General features: G+C 41.6%; 15 protein-coding genes. 2 read left to right on the forward strand and 13 right to left on the reverse strand.

All coding sequences use genetic code 11. From position 1 onward, the window contains the following. Positions 1–4 precede the first annotated feature (4 nt). Positions 5–595 (reverse strand): hypothetical protein, encoded by a 591-nt coding sequence (locus tag EHW67_RS15280; RefSeq protein WP_126163257.1) that lies wholly within the window; start codon positions 593–595, stop codon positions 5–7. Between the two features lie 202 nt (positions 596–797). Here EHW67_RS15280 and EHW67_RS15285 point away from each other — a divergent pair, with 202 nt between their 5' ends. Then, positions 798–1,142, forward strand: a complete 345-nt coding sequence (locus EHW67_RS15285; RefSeq protein ID WP_126163258.1) for a HopJ type III effector protein — start codon at positions 798–800, stop codon at positions 1,140–1,142. A gap of 52 nt (positions 1,143–1,194) precedes the next feature. Here EHW67_RS15285 and EHW67_RS15290 read toward each other — a convergent pair whose 3' ends face one another. From EHW67_RS15290 to EHW67_RS15340, 11 genes are all read right to left on the reverse strand, one after another. Beyond that, entirely contained in the window at positions 1,195–1,956 is a 762-nt protein-coding gene (locus EHW67_RS15290) for a glucosamine-6-phosphate deaminase (RefSeq protein WP_126163259.1), read from the reverse strand. A gap of 10 nt (positions 1,957–1,966) precedes the next feature. Beyond that, positions 1,967–3,208 (reverse strand): Nramp family divalent metal transporter, encoded by a 1,242-nt coding sequence (locus tag EHW67_RS15295; protein ID WP_126163260.1) that lies wholly within the window; start codon positions 3,206–3,208, stop codon positions 1,967–1,969. Positions 3,209–3,277: 69 nt separating this feature from the next. Continuing rightward, positions 3,278–4,498, reverse strand: a complete 1,221-nt coding sequence (gene nagA, locus EHW67_RS15300) for an N-acetylglucosamine-6-phosphate deacetylase (protein WP_158285134.1) — start codon at positions 4,496–4,498, stop codon at positions 3,278–3,280. Positions 4,499–4,532: 34 nt separating this feature from the next. After that, a complete protein-coding gene (locus tag EHW67_RS15305; RefSeq protein WP_126163262.1) occupies positions 4,533–5,342 on the reverse strand; it encodes a 3-keto-disaccharide hydrolase in 810 nt (269 codons plus the stop codon). A gap of 3 nt (positions 5,343–5,345) precedes the next feature. After that, a complete protein-coding gene (locus EHW67_RS15310) occupies positions 5,346–6,338 on the reverse strand; it encodes a Gfo/Idh/MocA family protein (RefSeq protein WP_126163263.1) in 993 nt (330 codons plus the stop codon). Positions 6,339–6,348: 10 nt separating this feature from the next. Further along, positions 6,349–7,701 (reverse strand): Gfo/Idh/MocA family protein, encoded by a 1,353-nt coding sequence (locus tag EHW67_RS15315; RefSeq protein ID WP_126163264.1) that lies wholly within the window; start codon positions 7,699–7,701, stop codon positions 6,349–6,351. Between the two features lie 58 nt (positions 7,702–7,759). Further along, positions 7,760–8,833 (reverse strand): DUF6807 domain-containing protein, encoded by a 1,074-nt coding sequence (locus EHW67_RS15320; RefSeq protein WP_202911995.1) that lies wholly within the window; start codon positions 8,831–8,833, stop codon positions 7,760–7,762. A gap of 17 nt (positions 8,834–8,850) precedes the next feature. After that, positions 8,851–9,924, reverse strand: coding sequence for a substrate-binding domain-containing protein (locus EHW67_RS15325; protein WP_126163265.1), 1,074 nt, complete (start codon positions 9,922–9,924; stop codon positions 8,851–8,853). Positions 9,925–10,165: 241 nt separating this feature from the next. Beyond that, positions 10,166–10,927: a CDP-alcohol phosphatidyltransferase family protein gene (locus EHW67_RS15330; RefSeq protein ID WP_126163266.1), complete on the reverse strand. Its 762-nt coding sequence runs from the start codon at positions 10,925–10,927 to the stop codon at positions 10,166–10,168. A gap of 191 nt (positions 10,928–11,118) precedes the next feature. Continuing rightward, positions 11,119–12,132, reverse strand: a complete 1,014-nt coding sequence (locus tag EHW67_RS15335) for a Gfo/Idh/MocA family oxidoreductase (protein WP_126163267.1) — start codon at positions 12,130–12,132, stop codon at positions 11,119–11,121. 74 nt (positions 12,133–12,206) lie between these two features. After that, the gene (locus tag EHW67_RS15340) at positions 12,207–14,837 is read right to left on the reverse strand and encodes a valine--tRNA ligase (RefSeq protein ID WP_126163268.1); all 2,631 of its coding nucleotides are present in this window, start codon (positions 14,835–14,837) and stop codon (positions 12,207–12,209) included. A gap of 199 nt (positions 14,838–15,036) precedes the next feature. On the opposite strand from EHW67_RS15340, the gene EHW67_RS15345 reads away from it, so the two are divergent. After that, positions 15,037–15,423, forward strand: a complete 387-nt coding sequence (locus EHW67_RS15345) for a DUF1573 domain-containing protein (RefSeq protein WP_126163269.1) — start codon at positions 15,037–15,039, stop codon at positions 15,421–15,423. Positions 15,424–15,487: 64 nt separating this feature from the next. On the opposite strand, the gene EHW67_RS15350 is transcribed toward EHW67_RS15345, so the two are convergent. Beyond that, positions 15,488–16,828, reverse strand: a complete 1,341-nt coding sequence (locus EHW67_RS15350) for an aspartyl protease family protein (RefSeq protein WP_126163270.1) — start codon at positions 16,826–16,828, stop codon at positions 15,488–15,490. Between the last annotated feature and the right edge of the window lie 147 nt (positions 16,829–16,975).

A 16,975-nucleotide genomic window follows, 5' to 3' on the forward strand; every position in this document is an offset into this window, starting at 1 on the left:
CTAATTAAAAAGGTCCTACCATTATATGTGCCCTGTGGGTCCCTGGGTCCATAAGCCAAGGCATACCTGGCGCATGGGGTTTATCGGGCAGGCCAGTAGATTCCGTAGTTGCAAACGGGGTATATATAACATATCTAAACTTAGCGTTTTGCAGTTCTCCAGTTTTGGCATCATAATCCTCCTCCTTACCGTAATACACATACATCATACTAGGTTCCTTGGGCATTTTCAATTTACCCGAGGCCACTTCTTTTTCACGAATTTTCTCTCGTTCTTCACCGGAGAGACCTTGGGCAGAAAGTTCCCGACCTCGAGCCATAAACGGTTCCATTTTTTTGGAATAGCAGGCCACATTGATTCCTTTTTTGCCAGGGTTGTCGGCAATGCAAACCAAGTTATTGGTCCCCTTTCTCAAAACTACCAGTTCTCCATCGCCATTATAACCATAGACCATAGCAGCATCCCTCTCCTTTTCTGGAACAGGTAAAACAGCCGTTTTGATCTGAATTTCCGGAGGAAGGATAGCAATCTTTGTGTCTTGTGCCACTGTAGGCCAGACCGTAAACAATAGTAAACCAAGCAATACCTTTTTCATATGCAGCTAATTTTATAATGTTATCTGTTACAAACGCCTCTATAATGGGCTAGTATATTGTACCATAGGCACAAGAGGTTCTTAAAGATAAAAAATATGAAAGCATTTGCTCTTATAATCAACAAATATTTTAGTCTAATGTATAGAACAAATAAAAGGTTAAACCCTAAATTTACAGACTTAAATTATAACTATAGTATACATGACCTTAAACGAATTTCTAAGCACCCTTAAAAAAACACCACAGGAAATTTCCTTTAGTGATACCATTGCCACAATAGACGGTTACTACCACTTTTCTCCCTCTGCCTTCACCAATGGTACTGTAAGCAATAAGGCTGGTGAAAACTCGGGTTCCTGTAAAATATTTTCATTTGCCAAGCTACATTCATTAAGCAAAGAGGAAACCCTTGCCTGTTTTGGCACCTTCTATAGGGAAGATGTTTTGGGAAATCCAAATGGGACAGACCATCAGAACATTCGCAATTTTATGATCGGTGGCTGGGAAGGTATTTCCTTCGAGAATGAGGCCTTGAGTATCAAATAGGCACACGGAACCAAGTAGGTAGATTAGTCTCCCATGTATCTATCATTATCCATTAATAGATTTTGGAAGCCGCTGCCTTATCCAGGAACAGGGTAGCATCTTGGTGTGTTCTAAGAATAGAAGCAGGACAATTTGTATTTATATCGTTATACAAGGCATCGTAAACGGCCTGGGCCTTTCTTTCATCGGGTACAACACAACTAATGGCCTTACAGTCCATTATAGCCGGAATAGTCAAGGAAAGGGCCTGTTTAGGCACATCGTTAAAGGTTGGGAACCAACCTTCCCCTAACTGTTGGTTTCTGCAGGCCTCATCCAACTCTACCACCTTCACCAATTTGGGATCCTTAAAATTGGCAACTGCGGGATCGTTAAAGGCTATATGTCCATTTTCACCTATGCCTATACATGCGATATCTATGGGGTGTAAAGTAAGAGCTTTTTCGTACCTCGTTATTTCACCTTCCAGGTCTTCGGCATCCCCGTTGAGGAAATATATTTTTTTGGGAGCTACCTGATCCAATATGCGCTCTTTTAGGTACTTTCTAAAACTGGCAGGATGTGAATCGGATATTCCCTTGTACTCGTCCAAATGAAAAACGGTTATTTTTCCCCAATCAATTTCCTTGGTCTGCAACGCTTCTAAAAATGAGAACTGTGACGCACCCGTAGCCAAAATAAGATTGGCCCCTCCCCTTTCGTCAATGGCAATTTTTAATTTTTCGGCCACATTATTCGCTGCTGCTTCCCCCATTGCCTTTTTCTCCCGATAAATTTTTATGGCTAAATTTTCAATTTGAAGTGCTTTTTCCATGATATGTTCTTTATATAAATTCTAATATGGCGAACCAAGTGGTAATAAGAGCAAAAAGAATTACTGCCACCAATCCCAAATTTAATTTTAACTCCGCCTTATTACTCCCCATTAGTTTACCCTTATTGATTAAAACAAACATAGGTATGGCTACCGCTGGGAGGATACAGGCCTGAAAAGCTTGGGAAAAGACCATTAAGGCCGGGGGTCTTTCATCCAAAAAAACGGTACCAAAAGCAAATAGCAAAGCCCCAAATATAAGTACTCTAGAGGTGTTGGAATGGATATTTCTGGGTTTCCCTCTATAATCTGCCAACAACCAAGGAGCAATCAATACTATGGGAAAAATAGTGGAAAGTCCCGCTCCTGTAATCCCTACTATTAATACAAAAGCGGCCACTTTGCCCCCAAAAGGTTCAAATAGGGATATCATCTCTACCGTATTCTCTAGTCGCATACCGGAAACATACAGGGTCCCGGCAGCTACCGCCATTATAATTCCGCTCAATAAAAGCATCATAAAGGCCGATACAAAGGCATCGTTCTTTTCTTTTTTTAAATCGTTTATTCCCCACCCCTTCTCCGCTACCACGGTACTCCTCATTACAAAGACCGCAGCGGAACAGGTGGTTCCGGTAATAGCCGCCACCAATCCCAATGCCCCGGGCGTATCGGGAATACTAGGAACCATACCGGAAACAATATCGGACAGCGCCGGTCTTACCATAACAAAAGCCACCACAAACGACAGCCCCATTAAAATAACCAAAACGGTCAGTACTTTTTCAAAAGCTTGGTAACGGCCAAACCATAAAAAAAAGGCCAGTAATACAACAAAGAACAATATAATATACCCGCGCGAAACTATTAGTCCTCCATAGGCAAGGCGCAGCCCTTCCTGTACCAGATCGGCCACAATTCCCATTACCCCCATGAGGGCCAAGAGTTCACCAATTATCAGTACCAAGATAATGTAAAGCGACAGCAACCAGCCCCATTTAAACTCACGTTTAAAATTATATAGTGCAGTCCTACCTGTAACCAAGGTTACCTTACCATAGGCTACCATTAAAATATAGGTAAAAATACAGGAGAGTACCAATGCCCAGAAAAGCCCCATACCGTATTCTGCACCTGTTTTTGCCATGGTAGTCACACTTCCTGTCCCAATATTGTAACCTATTAGAAAAAGTCCAGGCCCCACAGCACTAAGTGCCAGTACTATTTTTTTGCTAATCGCTTTGTTTCCCATATGGCAGTTAAATCTTTAAAGGTTACAATATTTTATATTTTTTCCAGAACAAAGCTCCTCATTCCACTATTAGTCATCCTTAGAATAAACCAACTTTCCGGCCACGAAGGTTTTATGGATGACCATTTTATTATTTTCTAACTTAAAAAGAACCAAATTGGCTTGCTTGCCTTGGCCAATTTCCCCCAAATCTTGTAACGATAATAATTTTGCCGGATTTGTACTAGCCATCTGAACCGCTTCCTTAATACCGCATTGTGTATAGTCCATAATAACCCCTATACAAGCACTAATAGGAGATGCTGCTCCTGCCAAAACATTTTCCTTGGGCAATTTCACTACATTGGAGGTGAGCAATAAGCTTCGCTCCCCACGGATGTACTCCCCTGGTGGCAGACCGGCCAGGTCCAGGGCATCGGATACCAGAATAGTTTTGTCCGCTCCCTTTACCTTGTAAAAACTACGTACCTCCTCCTTGGTCAAATGAAAGCCATCTGCAATAATACTGGGGGTAATTCGGTCGTCCGACAGCTGAGGCCAAATAGGGTTGTGGTGCCTATTGATCTCGTTGGCACAGCCGTTGCCAAGATGGGTTGCCATTTTTGCACCTGCATCAACCGCTGCCGTAATATCTTCTGCCGATCCATTGTGGTGGCCAAGCGAAACGGTAACACCTGTGGCCACACAATTACGAATAAAGGCAATAGCGCCTTCCAATTCCGGAGCTAGGGTAATTAACCGTATACCATTATTCGCTGCTTCTTGCAGTTCCATGAACTCTTCCCAATCCGGATTTTTAATGTACTTCTCCAAATGGGCGCCCCTAAACCCTTTTACTGGTGAAATATAGGGACCTTCCAAATGAAATCCCGGTATGGATTTCCCTATTTCAGGGTCTTTTTGCGCCTGGGCCAGTATGGCAAAATTCCTCTTCATCCTAGCCAAATCGCTGGTAATAATTGTAGGAAGATAAGAGGTGACCCCCGCCTTCCACAAGGCTTTGGTAGCTTTTCTTACACGCTCAACACTAAGGTCGGGGCCAGAAAAATCTACCCCCATATAACCGTTAATCTGGATATCTATCAGGCCTGGGGCAAGGTACAGATCAGAGCCGTTCCCAACTTGGTTTTGACGGGAGATTGAAGAAATTTCTCCATTGGATATAGCTAAGGCCACCTCTTCCCCGTCCGAGAATAGCACCCCTTGCACCTTACTTTTGCCGTCTTGTTGTGATATACCCAAATTAACCAATAAGGAAATTGCCATAATTGATATACGCTTTATATTCATGATCATTTATTCTATTAATTAGGCTTATTGCCATTTATTTGATCCTACGGATTTTTATATTTCTAAACCATGCATCGTCCTTATGGTTTTGTAGAACAATATGCCCCTTTCTTTTTTCTAAAAACCCTGGGTAGTCCACATACTTGCTTTTCCGGAACAGGGAATCCAAGCGCGGGGAACCAAATTCATAGGCGACAACCTTTTTTCCGTTTAACCAATGTTCTACCCGCTTGTCATTTACTACAATACGACTGGAATTGAATTTCCCCGCAGGCCTAACATTGGCATTTTTCGGAGCAATCATATCATAAAGACTTCCAGTGTATTGGGAGGGCTTCAGTTTTCCGGCATAAAGTGTATCGCTGTCGTCCAATAATTGATATTCAAATCCAAGCGCAGCATATTTGGAACCATATTTCTGGGACATATCTTCGGATACATTATATTTTAAACCTGTATTTCCCCCTTGTAAAACTTTCCATTCAAAATACAGTTCGTAATTATCAAATGTCTCTTCCGTTATCAGATCCCCTCCTTCTATAGGCATGCCATCTGGCCGGGGCGGAACCTTTTCACTATTCAGTTTTCGTATGGTGCCAGCTTCAATTTTCCAAAGTTCGTCTTGTACTTGGGACCTTCCCAAACTTCGCCAACCTTGGAACGTAACCCCATCAAAAAGGGACTCCCAGCCCTCTTTTTCCTCCATCTCAGTAAGCACAGCCTCATTCTGGTTCCCTTTGTTCCATACAGCGGTTTTTTTACTGTTCGTTTGTTTGCAGTTTACACATAACGCAACAAGGGCAAGAGCAAGTACTTGGGTTGAAAGTTTGAATGGCCTGGACATAATCTAAATATTAATGGGTTCCCATTTTCCTGTGGTTACCGACTTATGCAACGCTTCCAAAATAGCTATACCATGTACAATGCTTTCGTGGGAACGGGGCTCCTGACCCGTATTGAACATGGTTACCATATCTACATAATTCTTATCAGGGTCTACTTTTTTGGCCTTGGATTTTAATTCAACCATCCCCTGCTCTGTTTCCACAAAGGTCTGCCAGCCATATTTTTTTGAGGTTATGACCAAGGTCGCCATCATCCCGTTTTCAAATACCAAGCTGGCCGTACTATTTAAATTGTCCTTTTTATTGACGTTGACCCTTGCGGATACCACTTTTTCATCAAACAAATAAATTAGGGGCTCCACCATATGAACACCGTAAAAATAGATTCCTCCATAAACAGAATTAATATCGGCTTTGCCATAGCAGGTAACCTGATTAATGTTGCCCATCTCTTTCAATTGTTCGCGCATATTATCATTGGCGTAACTATGGGCTATAGAGCTGTAAGAGGTTACCGGAGTGCCAATTTTTTTTGCCATTTTCAAAAATTCCTTGGCCTTATCACTACTGTAGCAAAAGGGCTTATCTATAAATGTAGGTATCCCGGCCAATACAAAAGGGCTGGCCGCTTCAAGATGCATATTGCCATGACGGTGATCCACGATGAGGGCATCTATATGGCCCAGCATTTCCCTGGGATCCTTAACTATAACAGGTATGCCCGCTTCTTCTTTGGCCTGCTTGGCAAATTCCTCCTTTTCCCCCCAGACGTATTTAACTTCCCAGCCAGGAAATTTCTTATCTATATTAAACATCTTTCCAAATCCCCTGGTATGTGAATTTTCCGCTCCTATAATCCCTATAACCTTGTTTTTCCTTACTAGGTCCTTGCTGCTCTCCCCATGTGATAACAAAGGTGTGGGCATGGATAATGCCAAGGTTGAATATGCTGCCCCTTTTCCGAGTTTTCCCAAAAACGATCTTCTATCTGCCATTTGTGTTATATTATAATTTCATTTCCCATCCTTTTTCATAAGAGCGCCCCCATAACCTCTGCGCCTCCCTGTCCTTTAGTATGTGTCCGTTGGATGGGTCTATATTTAGTGAGCGGCCGGTGCGTTGGGCAATATTGCCCAATTGTACCAACAAGGTACTTTTATGTCCAGAATCTATATCCGCATTAAGGCTACCGCCATTTTGGATAGCATTGAACATATTTTGAATATGTAGGGCATCCAACAGTTCTGCCGGATTGGTCTTATTCCTGGGATCTATTGTTTGGGTATTTTTAACCTCCTTAATTAGCTTACCTTCCAAATCAAAAATACTATAGCTATTACCGCCCGGTATAAGCAAACTACCATTTTCCCCGTAAAACATAACGCCTACGGCACTACCTTCTATATTTTTACCGTTGCAGCTCCTGCCTTCCCAAGACATGGACATTCCTTCGGAAAAATCAAGATTAATAATTTGGGTATCGGGCGTCTCCCAGTCGTCCTCATATCTGTACCTACCCCCATTGGAACTCACCCTGACCGGATAGTCTACCTGCATGCCCCATCGCAACAGATCAATCATATGGGTTCCATTGTTAAGTGCCTCACCAGTTCCCCAGTGCCATAACCAATGCCAATTGTAATGAACAATATTATCCTTGTAGTCCATTCTGGGCGCCGGACCCTGCCATAGATCCCAATCTAGCCAGTCAGGCACCGCTACTTTCTTCCCAACACCTATGGATTGCCGGTTGTTGGTATACCACCCTTTTCCGAAATACACACGGCCTATGGCCCCATCTTGCAACGCCTGTATTCCTTCCACCACATTGGGCCAGGAACGTCTTTGGTTTCCCATCTGTATAACCTTGCCATACCTCTTGGCTGCCTGTACCAGAATTTCACCTTCATTGGGGTTGTGGCTACATGGTTTTTCTACATAGACGTGTTTTCCGGCCTCCATGGCCAAGAGGGATGCCGGAGCATGCCAATGATCGGGAGCCGCTATAACCATAACATCAACATCCTTGCTCTCCAAAGACTTTCGAAAATCGCCATAACTTATGGCTTCGTTGTTTTGACGTTGTTTTACGGCCTCAAGACATTTTACAACTGCACGACTGTCTACATCACATATATGGTTAACCTCTGCATTGGGCTGACTGGCAAAATTTTGCGCCAAGGCCTTTCCTCTGCTATTTACCCCCATCATGGAAATATGCATGCGGTCATTGGCCCCAATAATCCGGGCATAACTCTTAGCGCTGAATTGAGGCAAAACTCCTGCGGTGGCAATAAAAGCCGAACCGGCAGCTGTTTTTTTAATAAAACTTCTTCTTGAATTTAATTTTGTCTCCATGCTAATTGGGTTTAATGGTTAATGCTGAACTGCAGCTCCGTCTTAGCCAACAAACAGCCTAATACAAATCGGAAAATTCCAACCAAAGGTTATTTATCTCCTCGTCCGATATTTCTCCTGAGCATATAAGGGTTCTGAACGCAAAACGGGCAGACTCCCCCTTCTTCAGGCTTAGGTTCATCACTTCTTTGCCTTCTGAAAAGACCTCTTGGCCCAGCGGGTTTACCGCAAAAAGCCCATACCCCCTTGCATGCCAATAAGCCGGGTAGCCTGGATTTTTTTTATGGTCCAGAATTACCACGGCCACTTTTTCTTCCTTGTATGTCCCATGTAGTTTCATCCATTTGGCTCGGGTACCCCATACCTCTTCCCCAGTAACCCCTTCACTGCTTAGATAGTCTCCGGACACCAATTTATTATCTACTACCTTATTGGGTTCCGGTCTACCATCGGCATCGGTCAGGGTAAGTGGTCTGTCCGATGGCAATTCCAGTTCGCGACTCACCCTTATGGCGAACATTCCTTCCTTGGTATCGTTAAAAACTATGTCCTCTTGGGCCGTCAGGGTACTCATCCAGTCGATTATTCTAATGGTACCCCTATCCATAAAGTGAAAACTGATATCTTCCTTAATTTGAATTTTGCCTCCGCCTTCCCAATTGGTTTTAACCTTTAGGGTTGCCTGATTCCCATCTGCCTGCGAGCCTACCACTTCTTGATGCCGTATGATACCGCTATAGGCCTTCCTGTCCTTGGGAGTAGCCTCTGAATGCCCCCAATAATCAATACCGTTCACATCCCCATAATTCATCCACATCCCTATATGATGGGGATGGTCTGCCCGTTCCCCCTTAACCGGTTTAAGTGGATATTTTCTGGTAATTTCTGTCCCTTTTGCTGTTACTATAGGCCACAGACAGGGTTTCATAATATTTTCAGGATAGATATATGAAGTAAAGAGATCTTCCCCAAAATAAACATCCACTCTTTTATCTGAACTTTTATCTTCAATTCTAACACCCGTCTTATCCGTAGCAGACATCGGATCTTCCTTTTTCTTTTCCTTTTTCACTTCTCCACAGGAGATAAACGCAAAAATCAAAAACGTGCAAATGGGAATACTTATCTTCATTCTGTATATTTATATTATTACTGGTATTGAAAATTTATATAGTAGTCTACATTCTCTTTAATGATAATATCCAAGGGTACAAACTGTACCGATTCCGGTAATTTTTTATAGACAAAAAAATCAAATAGCACCCTTACGGCAGTTACTCCTTGAAAAACCGGTCTCTGTGAAATAATATAGTCGATATGCCCTTTTTTAAGTTCGGTCAGGTTACCGGGAACGGTATCAAAACCAACCACTTTAATATCAAGATCGTGCAGCGCGTGATACCTAGAGATCAAATGCGCACGAGAGTTGCTAACAAAGACCCCTTTAACCCCTGGGTTTTTTATATAATATTTGGTCAGCTCCCGGTTTAACTCGCTCTCCACAGTAGTAGGAATGGTAATAGAGCTTATCTTTCCACGAACTTTGCCCTCCATAGCTTGAAAGAATTCCTTAAAACCTTTTTCAACAATGGCGGTATGAGCACTATTTTCAAGACCTTTTACGATATGTATTATGAGAATATCATCTGAAGGGCCCAAAATAGAATTCAATAATTTTCCAGCAATGAACCCACTGCCCTTAAGGTGCGGACCTATGTAACTAAGATTTTTTCTATCGGCTATATTGGCGTCTATAAAGACATAAGGAATATCCCTTTCTTCCAGTTTATCTATGAAGTTGTGACTTTCCTTTTCAAATAAGGGAGCCAGAATTACTCCACTGGGATTTTTTTCTATAATGGCATCGGCCATTTTAACAAAACTTGTTTCATCAAACAAACTGTATTCAAAAACTTCCAGTTGCATTCCAAAATCCCTGTGTCCCTCTACGGCCTGGGCTATACCCTTCTTGGGCAAGGTCCAATAACTGTCAGGGGAACTCGCTTCAGGCAGCAGACTGCAAACCATAAATTGTTGCCCCAGAGCCAAAGTTCTCGCCAATAGATTGGGGTTAAACCCCAATTTCTTTATTGCTTCTTCAACCTTCTTCCTCTTGGCCTCAGACACCTTACCCCTATTATGAATCACCCTATCAATAGTCCCTATAGAGACATTGGCATAATTAGCCAAATCCTGTATCGTAGTTTTTTTGTTCTTAGCCATTATAATAGAATTGCAACCACATGACTACAAACCAATTAAAGAAGTGTGTAGGCACACAAATATAAATAAATAGTTGACATACAGACCAATTAAAGCCAAAATAACCACCCATAAAACCTATAAAACTATTAAAATGTGTAAGCACACACTATAAATTAGCAATCATGAAAAAGTAAAAAAAACGACCCAACAAATTCTCTTTACCCTTAAATTAATGAAGACAAAAAAACCATCTGCACTTTTAAAGCGCTTTGCGTATACCTATAAACATAAAAACAAACAAGGTATAGATCACAAACAGGGGAATTACAAAATCAATCAAGCCTAAAACCAACAAGAGCGCAATAAGCAACAATTGAAACCCAAGCCCAAAGGTCGACACCAATGTCATAAACCAATTAGGTATTTCACCTCCCTCGGCGGCCCTTGGATCCAATAAATAAATTATTCTATCGAAATTTCCATATAAAGTTTTATACCACCAAAAAAGCACATCCACGGTGCTTTGCAATTCCCCCTCCAAGGCCACTGGAGCAGTGGTTTCAAAAACCCTACTGGTAATATCTCCTTTAAATCTATTCCTTAGAATTACGTAATAATAGTTATATAAGGTTCCCTGTAATTGCATTCCAAAAAGCGCAAGAAACGCCATTATTAATTTGGCATCCGTAGTATACCAAATTGCCAGAAACAGAAGGATATTAAGCACTATATCACTTACAGAATCCAAATACCTCCCCGTATAAGAAGGCGCATTCTTTAGCCTGGACAATTCCCCATCTGCAGCGTCCAAAACTGACTTAAGAATTAAAAAAAAGGCCGCCGCCCAATAATAAGCAAATAATATACACCAAATGGCTAGCAGGCCGGAAACAAAAAAAGCTATTGTAACATGGATCGGGGTAACACCAGTTGGCTGTAACGCCCTAGCTATAAACCGGGCAATGAACCTTCCATAATCTGAAAGATCCAAAAACGTATGGTTCTTTGGTAATTTGGACATTGCCCATTTTTTTTTACAGACCCCTAATTGATTAAGCTGGTAAAATCAACTAACAGCACCTATTAATCCTTTTATAAATATACGATTAAAAAAGCTGAGGGCCTATAAACTCACCCAACAAGGTAGCAGACACTTATTTCCATTTCCTGTTATACCCGATACCATCCACTCAACGTGGATCAAAGGCAGTTTTATCCTTCCAAAATTTCCATTTGTTGCAGAATGTCCTCCTCTGTAATGGGGTACGGCACCCCATTAACTATAGTCTTATACACATCTTCAAATAAATTGATGTAAGACGATTTTACCGACTTAATTTCAGACACCTTCTTTTCACCGTCCTCCGAAAAAGTTATAAGCTTACCTGCCATATTGGCCTCCTCTATACCAAACAGCGGGTCTGCCGGACTCACCCCCTCCATCAATTGCTCTTCTTGGATGTTGGTCCGTTCTTTAATATAGCTACCTTTGGTTCCGTTAAGCACAAAAGCAGGCAGCGGCTCTGCCACCATTAAACTTGTAGTTAAAAACACCTGGAGACCTTTTGGGTACACCAAATGAACATGGGCATAATCATCTACCTTGGTATTGGGCCTAAATTCTGCTGTGTGTTTGGTCCATTCCAAGGGGCAACCAAAAAGTGAAATCGCCGAATCCAACAAATGTGGGCCCAAACCATATAACACCCCTCCACCGGGAGCAGTCTCATTGGCAACTTTATCGCTTATTTTTAAACGGTATCTATCATACCTCATATGCACCTCTACCAAGCTGCCCAATTTTCCCGATTCCACAACACTCTTAACCGAAAGATAGTCGCTGTCATACCTTCTATTCTGATAGGCCATGATATTACGTCCCACCCTTTTTGCTTCCGCAAATAACTGCTGAGCCTCCAAAGACGTAACGCAAAACGGTTTTTCCACCAATACGTGTTTATTGGCACGGAGGGCTTTTAATGCCAGATCAAAATGAGTCTGGTTAGGCGTATTGACCACCACCAATTCTATTTCCCTATCACTCAACAAATCGTCTACAGAGTCGTAGCTCTTTATGTTGGGATAGTGTTCCTGAGCCCGTTTTTTACTCCTTTCCACCACTGCCCTTAACTGAAAACCAGGATGCTCCCTTAAGAAAGGGGCATGAAACAAGGTCCCCGACATTCCGAATGAAAGAATTCCCGTCTGTATTACTTTTTTGGTCATAACATTGCGTTTTTTATAAGGGTTAGAATGGTTTGCTTATTTTTAAATACACCTTTGGCTAAAACGGATTTAGACTACCCCAAACTCGTCAAACTTTTTTCCAAGGTTTCTATTTTGGCAATGGCATCGGCCTCCTTCTGACGCTCCAATGCTATTACTTGGGCCGGAGCATTGCTTACAAAACGTTCATTGGAAAGTTTTTTACGCACAGAGGCCAAAAAGCCCTTGGTATACTTCAACTCACCTTCCAACTTCTTAATTTCAGCCTCCACATCAATTGCCCCATGTATTGGCACAAAATATTCATTAGACTTAACCCTAAAGGTAAGGGCCCCATCCAAAGCAGCCTCTGTGTAGGTAATATTGGAAACATTGGTCAATTTAGCTATCACTACGTCCCAGACCTTGGAAACACCACCATCGTTAAGCACGGACAGTTCCAAGGATTCCTTCATAGGTATATTCTTTTCCTTACGAATGGTTCGCACACCCGATATAACATCCGATGCAAAATTAAACCCTTCTATAAGCTCATCATTTACAGGTTGCAAAGTTGGCCACTGAGCAACCACCAAGGCTTCCTCAGGGCTGCGTTCTGCAATATGTTGCCATACCTCCTCTGTAAGGAAGGGCATAAATGGGTGCAACAATTTTAAATTCTCCTCAAATATTTGGATTACCGCCTCATAGGTAGTCTTATCTATAGGACTTTGATAGGCCGGTTTTACAATTTCCAACAACCAAGAACTATAATCGTCCCACACCAGTTTATAAATGGCCATCAAGGCGTCAGAAATCCTGTATTTACTAAAATGGTCCTCAATCTCGGCCAAGGTTTTGTTAAATTTGGCCTTATACCATTCAATCCCTAATTTAGAGGCCTCGGGCTGTGGCAGATCGGCCACTTCCCAACCCTTCAACAAACGGAATCCGTTCCAAATCTTATTGGCAAAGTTTTTCCCTTGCTGGCAAAGAGCCTCATCAAACATCAGGTCATTACCAGCTGCAGAGCTCAACAAGAGCCCTACCCGTACCCCATCTGCCCCATAGTCTTCAATTAACTTCAGTGCATCGGGTGAATTGCCCAAGGATTTGGACATTTTACGTCTTTGCTTATCCCTGACCAAACCAGTTAGGTAAACATTCTGAAAAGGTCGTTCATCTCTATATTCATAGCCGGAAACAATCATTCTGGCAACCCAGAAAAACAATATATCCGGACCTGTAACCAAGTCATTGGTAGGGTAATAATATTCTATTTCCTTATTGTTTGGCTCTAGGATACCGTTGAACACGCTAATAGGCCAAATCCAAGATGAGAACCAAGTATCCAGTGCATCTTCATCCTGAACAAGGTTTTCCAGGGTTAAATCTGGGTTTCCTGATTTTTTTCTTGCAAGTTCCAAAGCCTTTTCAGGGGTCTCGGCAACTACAAAATCGTCCTGTCCATCACCAAAATAGTATGCCGGTATTTGTTGTCCCCACCACAACTGCCTGGAAATGTTCCAATCCCGAATGTTTTCCATCCAGTGGCGGTAGGTATTTTCAAATTTTTTGGGAAACAACTTTACATCCCCATCCTCCAAAACCGCTTTAATCGCCGGCTTGGCCAATTTTTCCATGCTCAGAAACCACTGATCGGACAGCCTTGGCTCTATAACCGCCTTGGTCCTCTCTGAGGTTCCTATTTTATTAATATGCTGTTCTGTTTTTACCAAATAACCCTTTTCCTCCAATTCCTTGGCAATAGCCTTGCGTACCGCAAACCGATCTTGGCCTTCATAATGCAATCCGTAACTGTTAAGGCTGGCATCCTCGTTAAATATATCAATGGTCTCCAGCTGATGCTTTTCGCCCAAGGCCTTGTCATTCACATCATGTGCGGGAGTAACCTTAAGACATCCCGTACCAAATTCAACATCCACATATTCATCCTCAATAATTGGGATTACCCTATTACAGATAGGGACTATGGCCTTTTTACCCCTTAAATGGGCATAACGTTCATCATTGGGATTAATGCAGATGGCAGTATCTCCCAAAATGGTCTCCGGTCTGGTGGTGGCAATGGTCACGGTTTCATCTGTCCCTTCAATCTTATAGGACAAATAATACAACAGGCCTTGTCTTTCTTCATAAACTACCTCTTCATCGGATAAGGTTGTCTTTGCCTCCGGATCCCAGTTCACCATTCTATATCCCCTATATATCAATCCTTTGTTAAAAAGATCTACAAAAACCTTGATAACAGAGGCCGACATATTGGAGTCCATTGTAAATTTTGTACGATCCCAATCACAAGAGCAACCCAATTTTTTTAATTGCTCAAGGATCACCCCTCCGTATTCATGGGTCCAATCCCAAGCATGTTTTAGGAATTCTTCCCTGGACAAATCTTTTTTATTTATCCCCTGCTCCTTCAACTTGGCCACCACTTTGGCCTCTGTGGCTATTGAAGCATGGTCCGTTCCAGGCACCCAACAGGCGTTTTTCCCCATTAAACGGGCCCTACGTATAAGAACATCCTGAATGGTATTATTAAGCATATGCCCCATATGGAGCACACCAGTAACATTTGGCGGGGGAATAACAATTGTATAAGGCTCCCTATTATCTGGGGTAGAATGAAAGTAATTATGCTTTATCCAATAGTCGTACCATTGGCCCTCTACCTTCTGAGGCTCATATTTTGAAGGAATTTCCATTATTTGGAACAGTTTTTGTTAACCCTAATCGGGCGATTACTAAAATACTTGTAATATTAATTTTAAACCTGAAGTAAATCTATAGTTTTTGTCCTTTTAGAAATACGAAACAAAAATAAGTAACGTTATTACATAACAAAAGAATTTTGGAGGTTGATTAAAAACATTTACTTTTGAAATTCACCAAAAACTAAAAATAATGAAAAAAGTAGTACTAGTTTTATTTATTGGTCTATTAGGATTTGGCCTGACTGCTCAGGAAACTGGAGCGAAAATCAAATTTAAAACTGAAATCGTCGATTATGGTGAAATCACAAAAGGCAGTAACGGAATCCGTGTATTCGAATTCACAAATACAGGTAACGCACCACTAGTTATCAGCAAGGTTAGCTCTAGCTGTGGATGTACCATCCCTAAAAAACCAGAGGCACCAATTATGCCAGGAAAAAAAGGGGAGATACAGGTTAAATATGACACCAACAGGGTTGGACCTATTGCAAAGGCCATTACGGTTATTTCCAATGCAGACACCCCAACGGTAGTTTTAAAGATCAAAGGAAAGATAAAACCAGTGGAAGGCAAATAAAAACCTTTCCCAGAGACATCCAAAGCTTGTATAGCACCAATTACGGTTACTATACAAGCTTTTTTCATTTAAATACATCTTTCAGCACATAACTTATCAGCAAGTTGCTTTCATTACGTGCTACCAACACCTTGACTCTTTTCCCTATTTTCTCATTGAGCATTTTTAAAACCTGTTGCAATTTAAAGTGGTGTACTTTCTTTCCGTTCACGGCCAAAATTATATCCCCTTGTTGCAATCCGGCCTCTTGAGCCGGACTTCCATTACGTATTCCCGAAACAACTATTTGGGGCACCACACTTAAACGGGTCCTATTTTCAAACAATAATTGAACGTTCCCAAAGGATTTACTTTCATCGTTGACTAGCGATCCCCTGCCGTCTGCTATACTTTCAGATATATAACGCACTCCATTATGCTGCAGATCTATACCACTCATATTAAAGTTGAAGGGATTTTTAAAAAACCTGTTCTTCCTAAGGCTCAGGGTACCTTCGGTATAATTAAAGACCAATGTAAATCTTTTTAGTAGCTCCCCGCCCAAACTACCGTTCCTATCGCCAAAAGAAGTGATAGTATTAAAATATTGCTTATCCGGAAAGGCGGCCCTGGTGTCTTTCATTCTAAAACCTGCCAAACCTACCCCTGCCAGCCTTGTTCGCTTGCCATAAATGCCACCTCCCAAGCCCTGTCCCAAAAATTCATAATAATTCTTCTTGGGCACTCCCAGACCTATTGCTTCATCCTCAAACAACCAAACAGCATCCGAACTACCGGAGTCTACCAATAATTTAACCGGAATACACTGCTTGTTTTCCAAAAATACCTGACCTTGTACATACGCCTTATTATCTACCACCTGTAATGCCACCGTTTTGGTCCTATTGTTTTTTTTAGTTTGATAAGTATCCGGCTTGTGCAGTTTTAAATATTGGGAGGTATAGTTTATCTCCACTACAAAATCCCTAAAAAGATCATAACCAATAATACCATGTACAGGCAACCCTAGCCTCGGTGATAAATTTATATCCCTATCCATTACCACGTACAGTAACTGCCCTGGGTTTTCTGCATTACCAATCCTAAAAGTATTATTGTATGAGCTCAATGCCTTAATTGGTCCTCCATCACCAAGGCCCTTGATAACAATTTCCGATACATCATTTATTTGAATGGAATCCTTATCCGACAAGTTGAAAAGTATTGGTTTGCTTACCCCAGAATCCAATATAAATGACAGATTTGCTCCATTTACCTCAACAGGCAAAACAATAAGATTGTTCACCAATTTAAATTTCACCTTCTGAAATAACTCTCCTTGAGGCAATTCATATGTCTGGGAAAAAATAAAAATGGGCAAAATACTGAATAACAGGTAGGCCAAGTGCCTTAAAACAGCTTTCATATCCCTACATTTAGCAACAACGGTTACTTTAAATTTACAAACAAAATATCAGTCCCTAGAACGTTTTAACATATTAAAAACCCATCAAATAGGGTCCATTTATTGTTTTCTCCATATTGATTTCTCATTTTTGCCTAAAATATAAAC

Origin of the sequence: Arenibacter aquaticus (genome assembly GCF_003957295.1) — a bacterium.
In the GTDB taxonomy this organism is placed as follows: domain Bacteria; phylum Bacteroidota; class Bacteroidia; order Flavobacteriales; family Flavobacteriaceae; genus Arenibacter; species Arenibacter aquaticus.

What these genes read in the sequence shown, in the direction of transcription:
- EHW67_RS15295 (WP_126163260.1), bottom strand. Translation starts at nt 3,208, where the DNA reads ATGGGAAACAAAGCGATTAGCAAAAAAATAGTACTGGCACTTAGTGCT.
- EHW67_RS15315 (WP_126163264.1), bottom strand. Translation starts at nt 7,701, where the DNA reads ATGGAGACAAAATTAAATTCAAGAAGAAGTTTTATTAAAAAAACAGCT.
- nagA (WP_158285134.1), bottom strand. Translation starts at nt 4,498, where the DNA reads ATGAATATAAAGCGTATATCAATTATGGCAATTTCCTTATTGGTTAAT.
- EHW67_RS15290 (WP_126163259.1), bottom strand. Translation starts at nt 1,956, where the DNA reads ATGGAAAAAGCACTTCAAATTGAAAATTTAGCCATAAAAATTTATCGG.
- EHW67_RS15345 (WP_126163269.1), top strand. Translation starts at nt 15,037, where the DNA reads ATGAAAAAAGTAGTACTAGTTTTATTTATTGGTCTATTAGGATTTGGC.
- EHW67_RS15335 (WP_126163267.1), bottom strand. Translation starts at nt 12,132, where the DNA reads ATGACCAAAAAAGTAATACAGACGGGAATTCTTTCATTCGGAATGTCG.
- EHW67_RS15285 (WP_126163258.1), top strand. Translation starts at nt 798, where the DNA reads ATGACCTTAAACGAATTTCTAAGCACCCTTAAAAAAACACCACAGGAA.
- EHW67_RS15310 (WP_126163263.1), bottom strand. Translation starts at nt 6,338, where the DNA reads ATGGCAGATAGAAGATCGTTTTTGGGAAAACTCGGAAAAGGGGCAGCA.
- EHW67_RS15305 (WP_126163262.1), bottom strand. Translation starts at nt 5,342, where the DNA reads ATGTCCAGGCCATTCAAACTTTCAACCCAAGTACTTGCTCTTGCCCTT.
- EHW67_RS15340 (WP_126163268.1), bottom strand. Translation starts at nt 14,837, where the DNA reads ATGGAAATTCCTTCAAAATATGAGCCTCAGAAGGTAGAGGGCCAATGG.
- EHW67_RS15330 (WP_126163266.1), bottom strand. Translation starts at nt 10,927, where the DNA reads ATGTCCAAATTACCAAAGAACCATACGTTTTTGGATCTTTCAGATTAT.
- EHW67_RS15320 (WP_202911995.1), bottom strand. Translation starts at nt 8,833, where the DNA reads ATGAAGATAAGTATTCCCATTTGCACGTTTTTGATTTTTGCGTTTATC.
- EHW67_RS15325 (WP_126163265.1), bottom strand. Translation starts at nt 9,924, where the DNA reads ATGGCTAAGAACAAAAAAACTACGATACAGGATTTGGCTAATTATGCC.
- EHW67_RS15280 (WP_126163257.1), bottom strand. Translation starts at nt 595, where the DNA reads ATGAAAAAGGTATTGCTTGGTTTACTATTGTTTACGGTCTGGCCTACA.
- EHW67_RS15350 (WP_126163270.1), bottom strand. Translation starts at nt 16,828, where the DNA reads ATGAAAGCTGTTTTAAGGCACTTGGCCTACCTGTTATTCAGTATTTTG.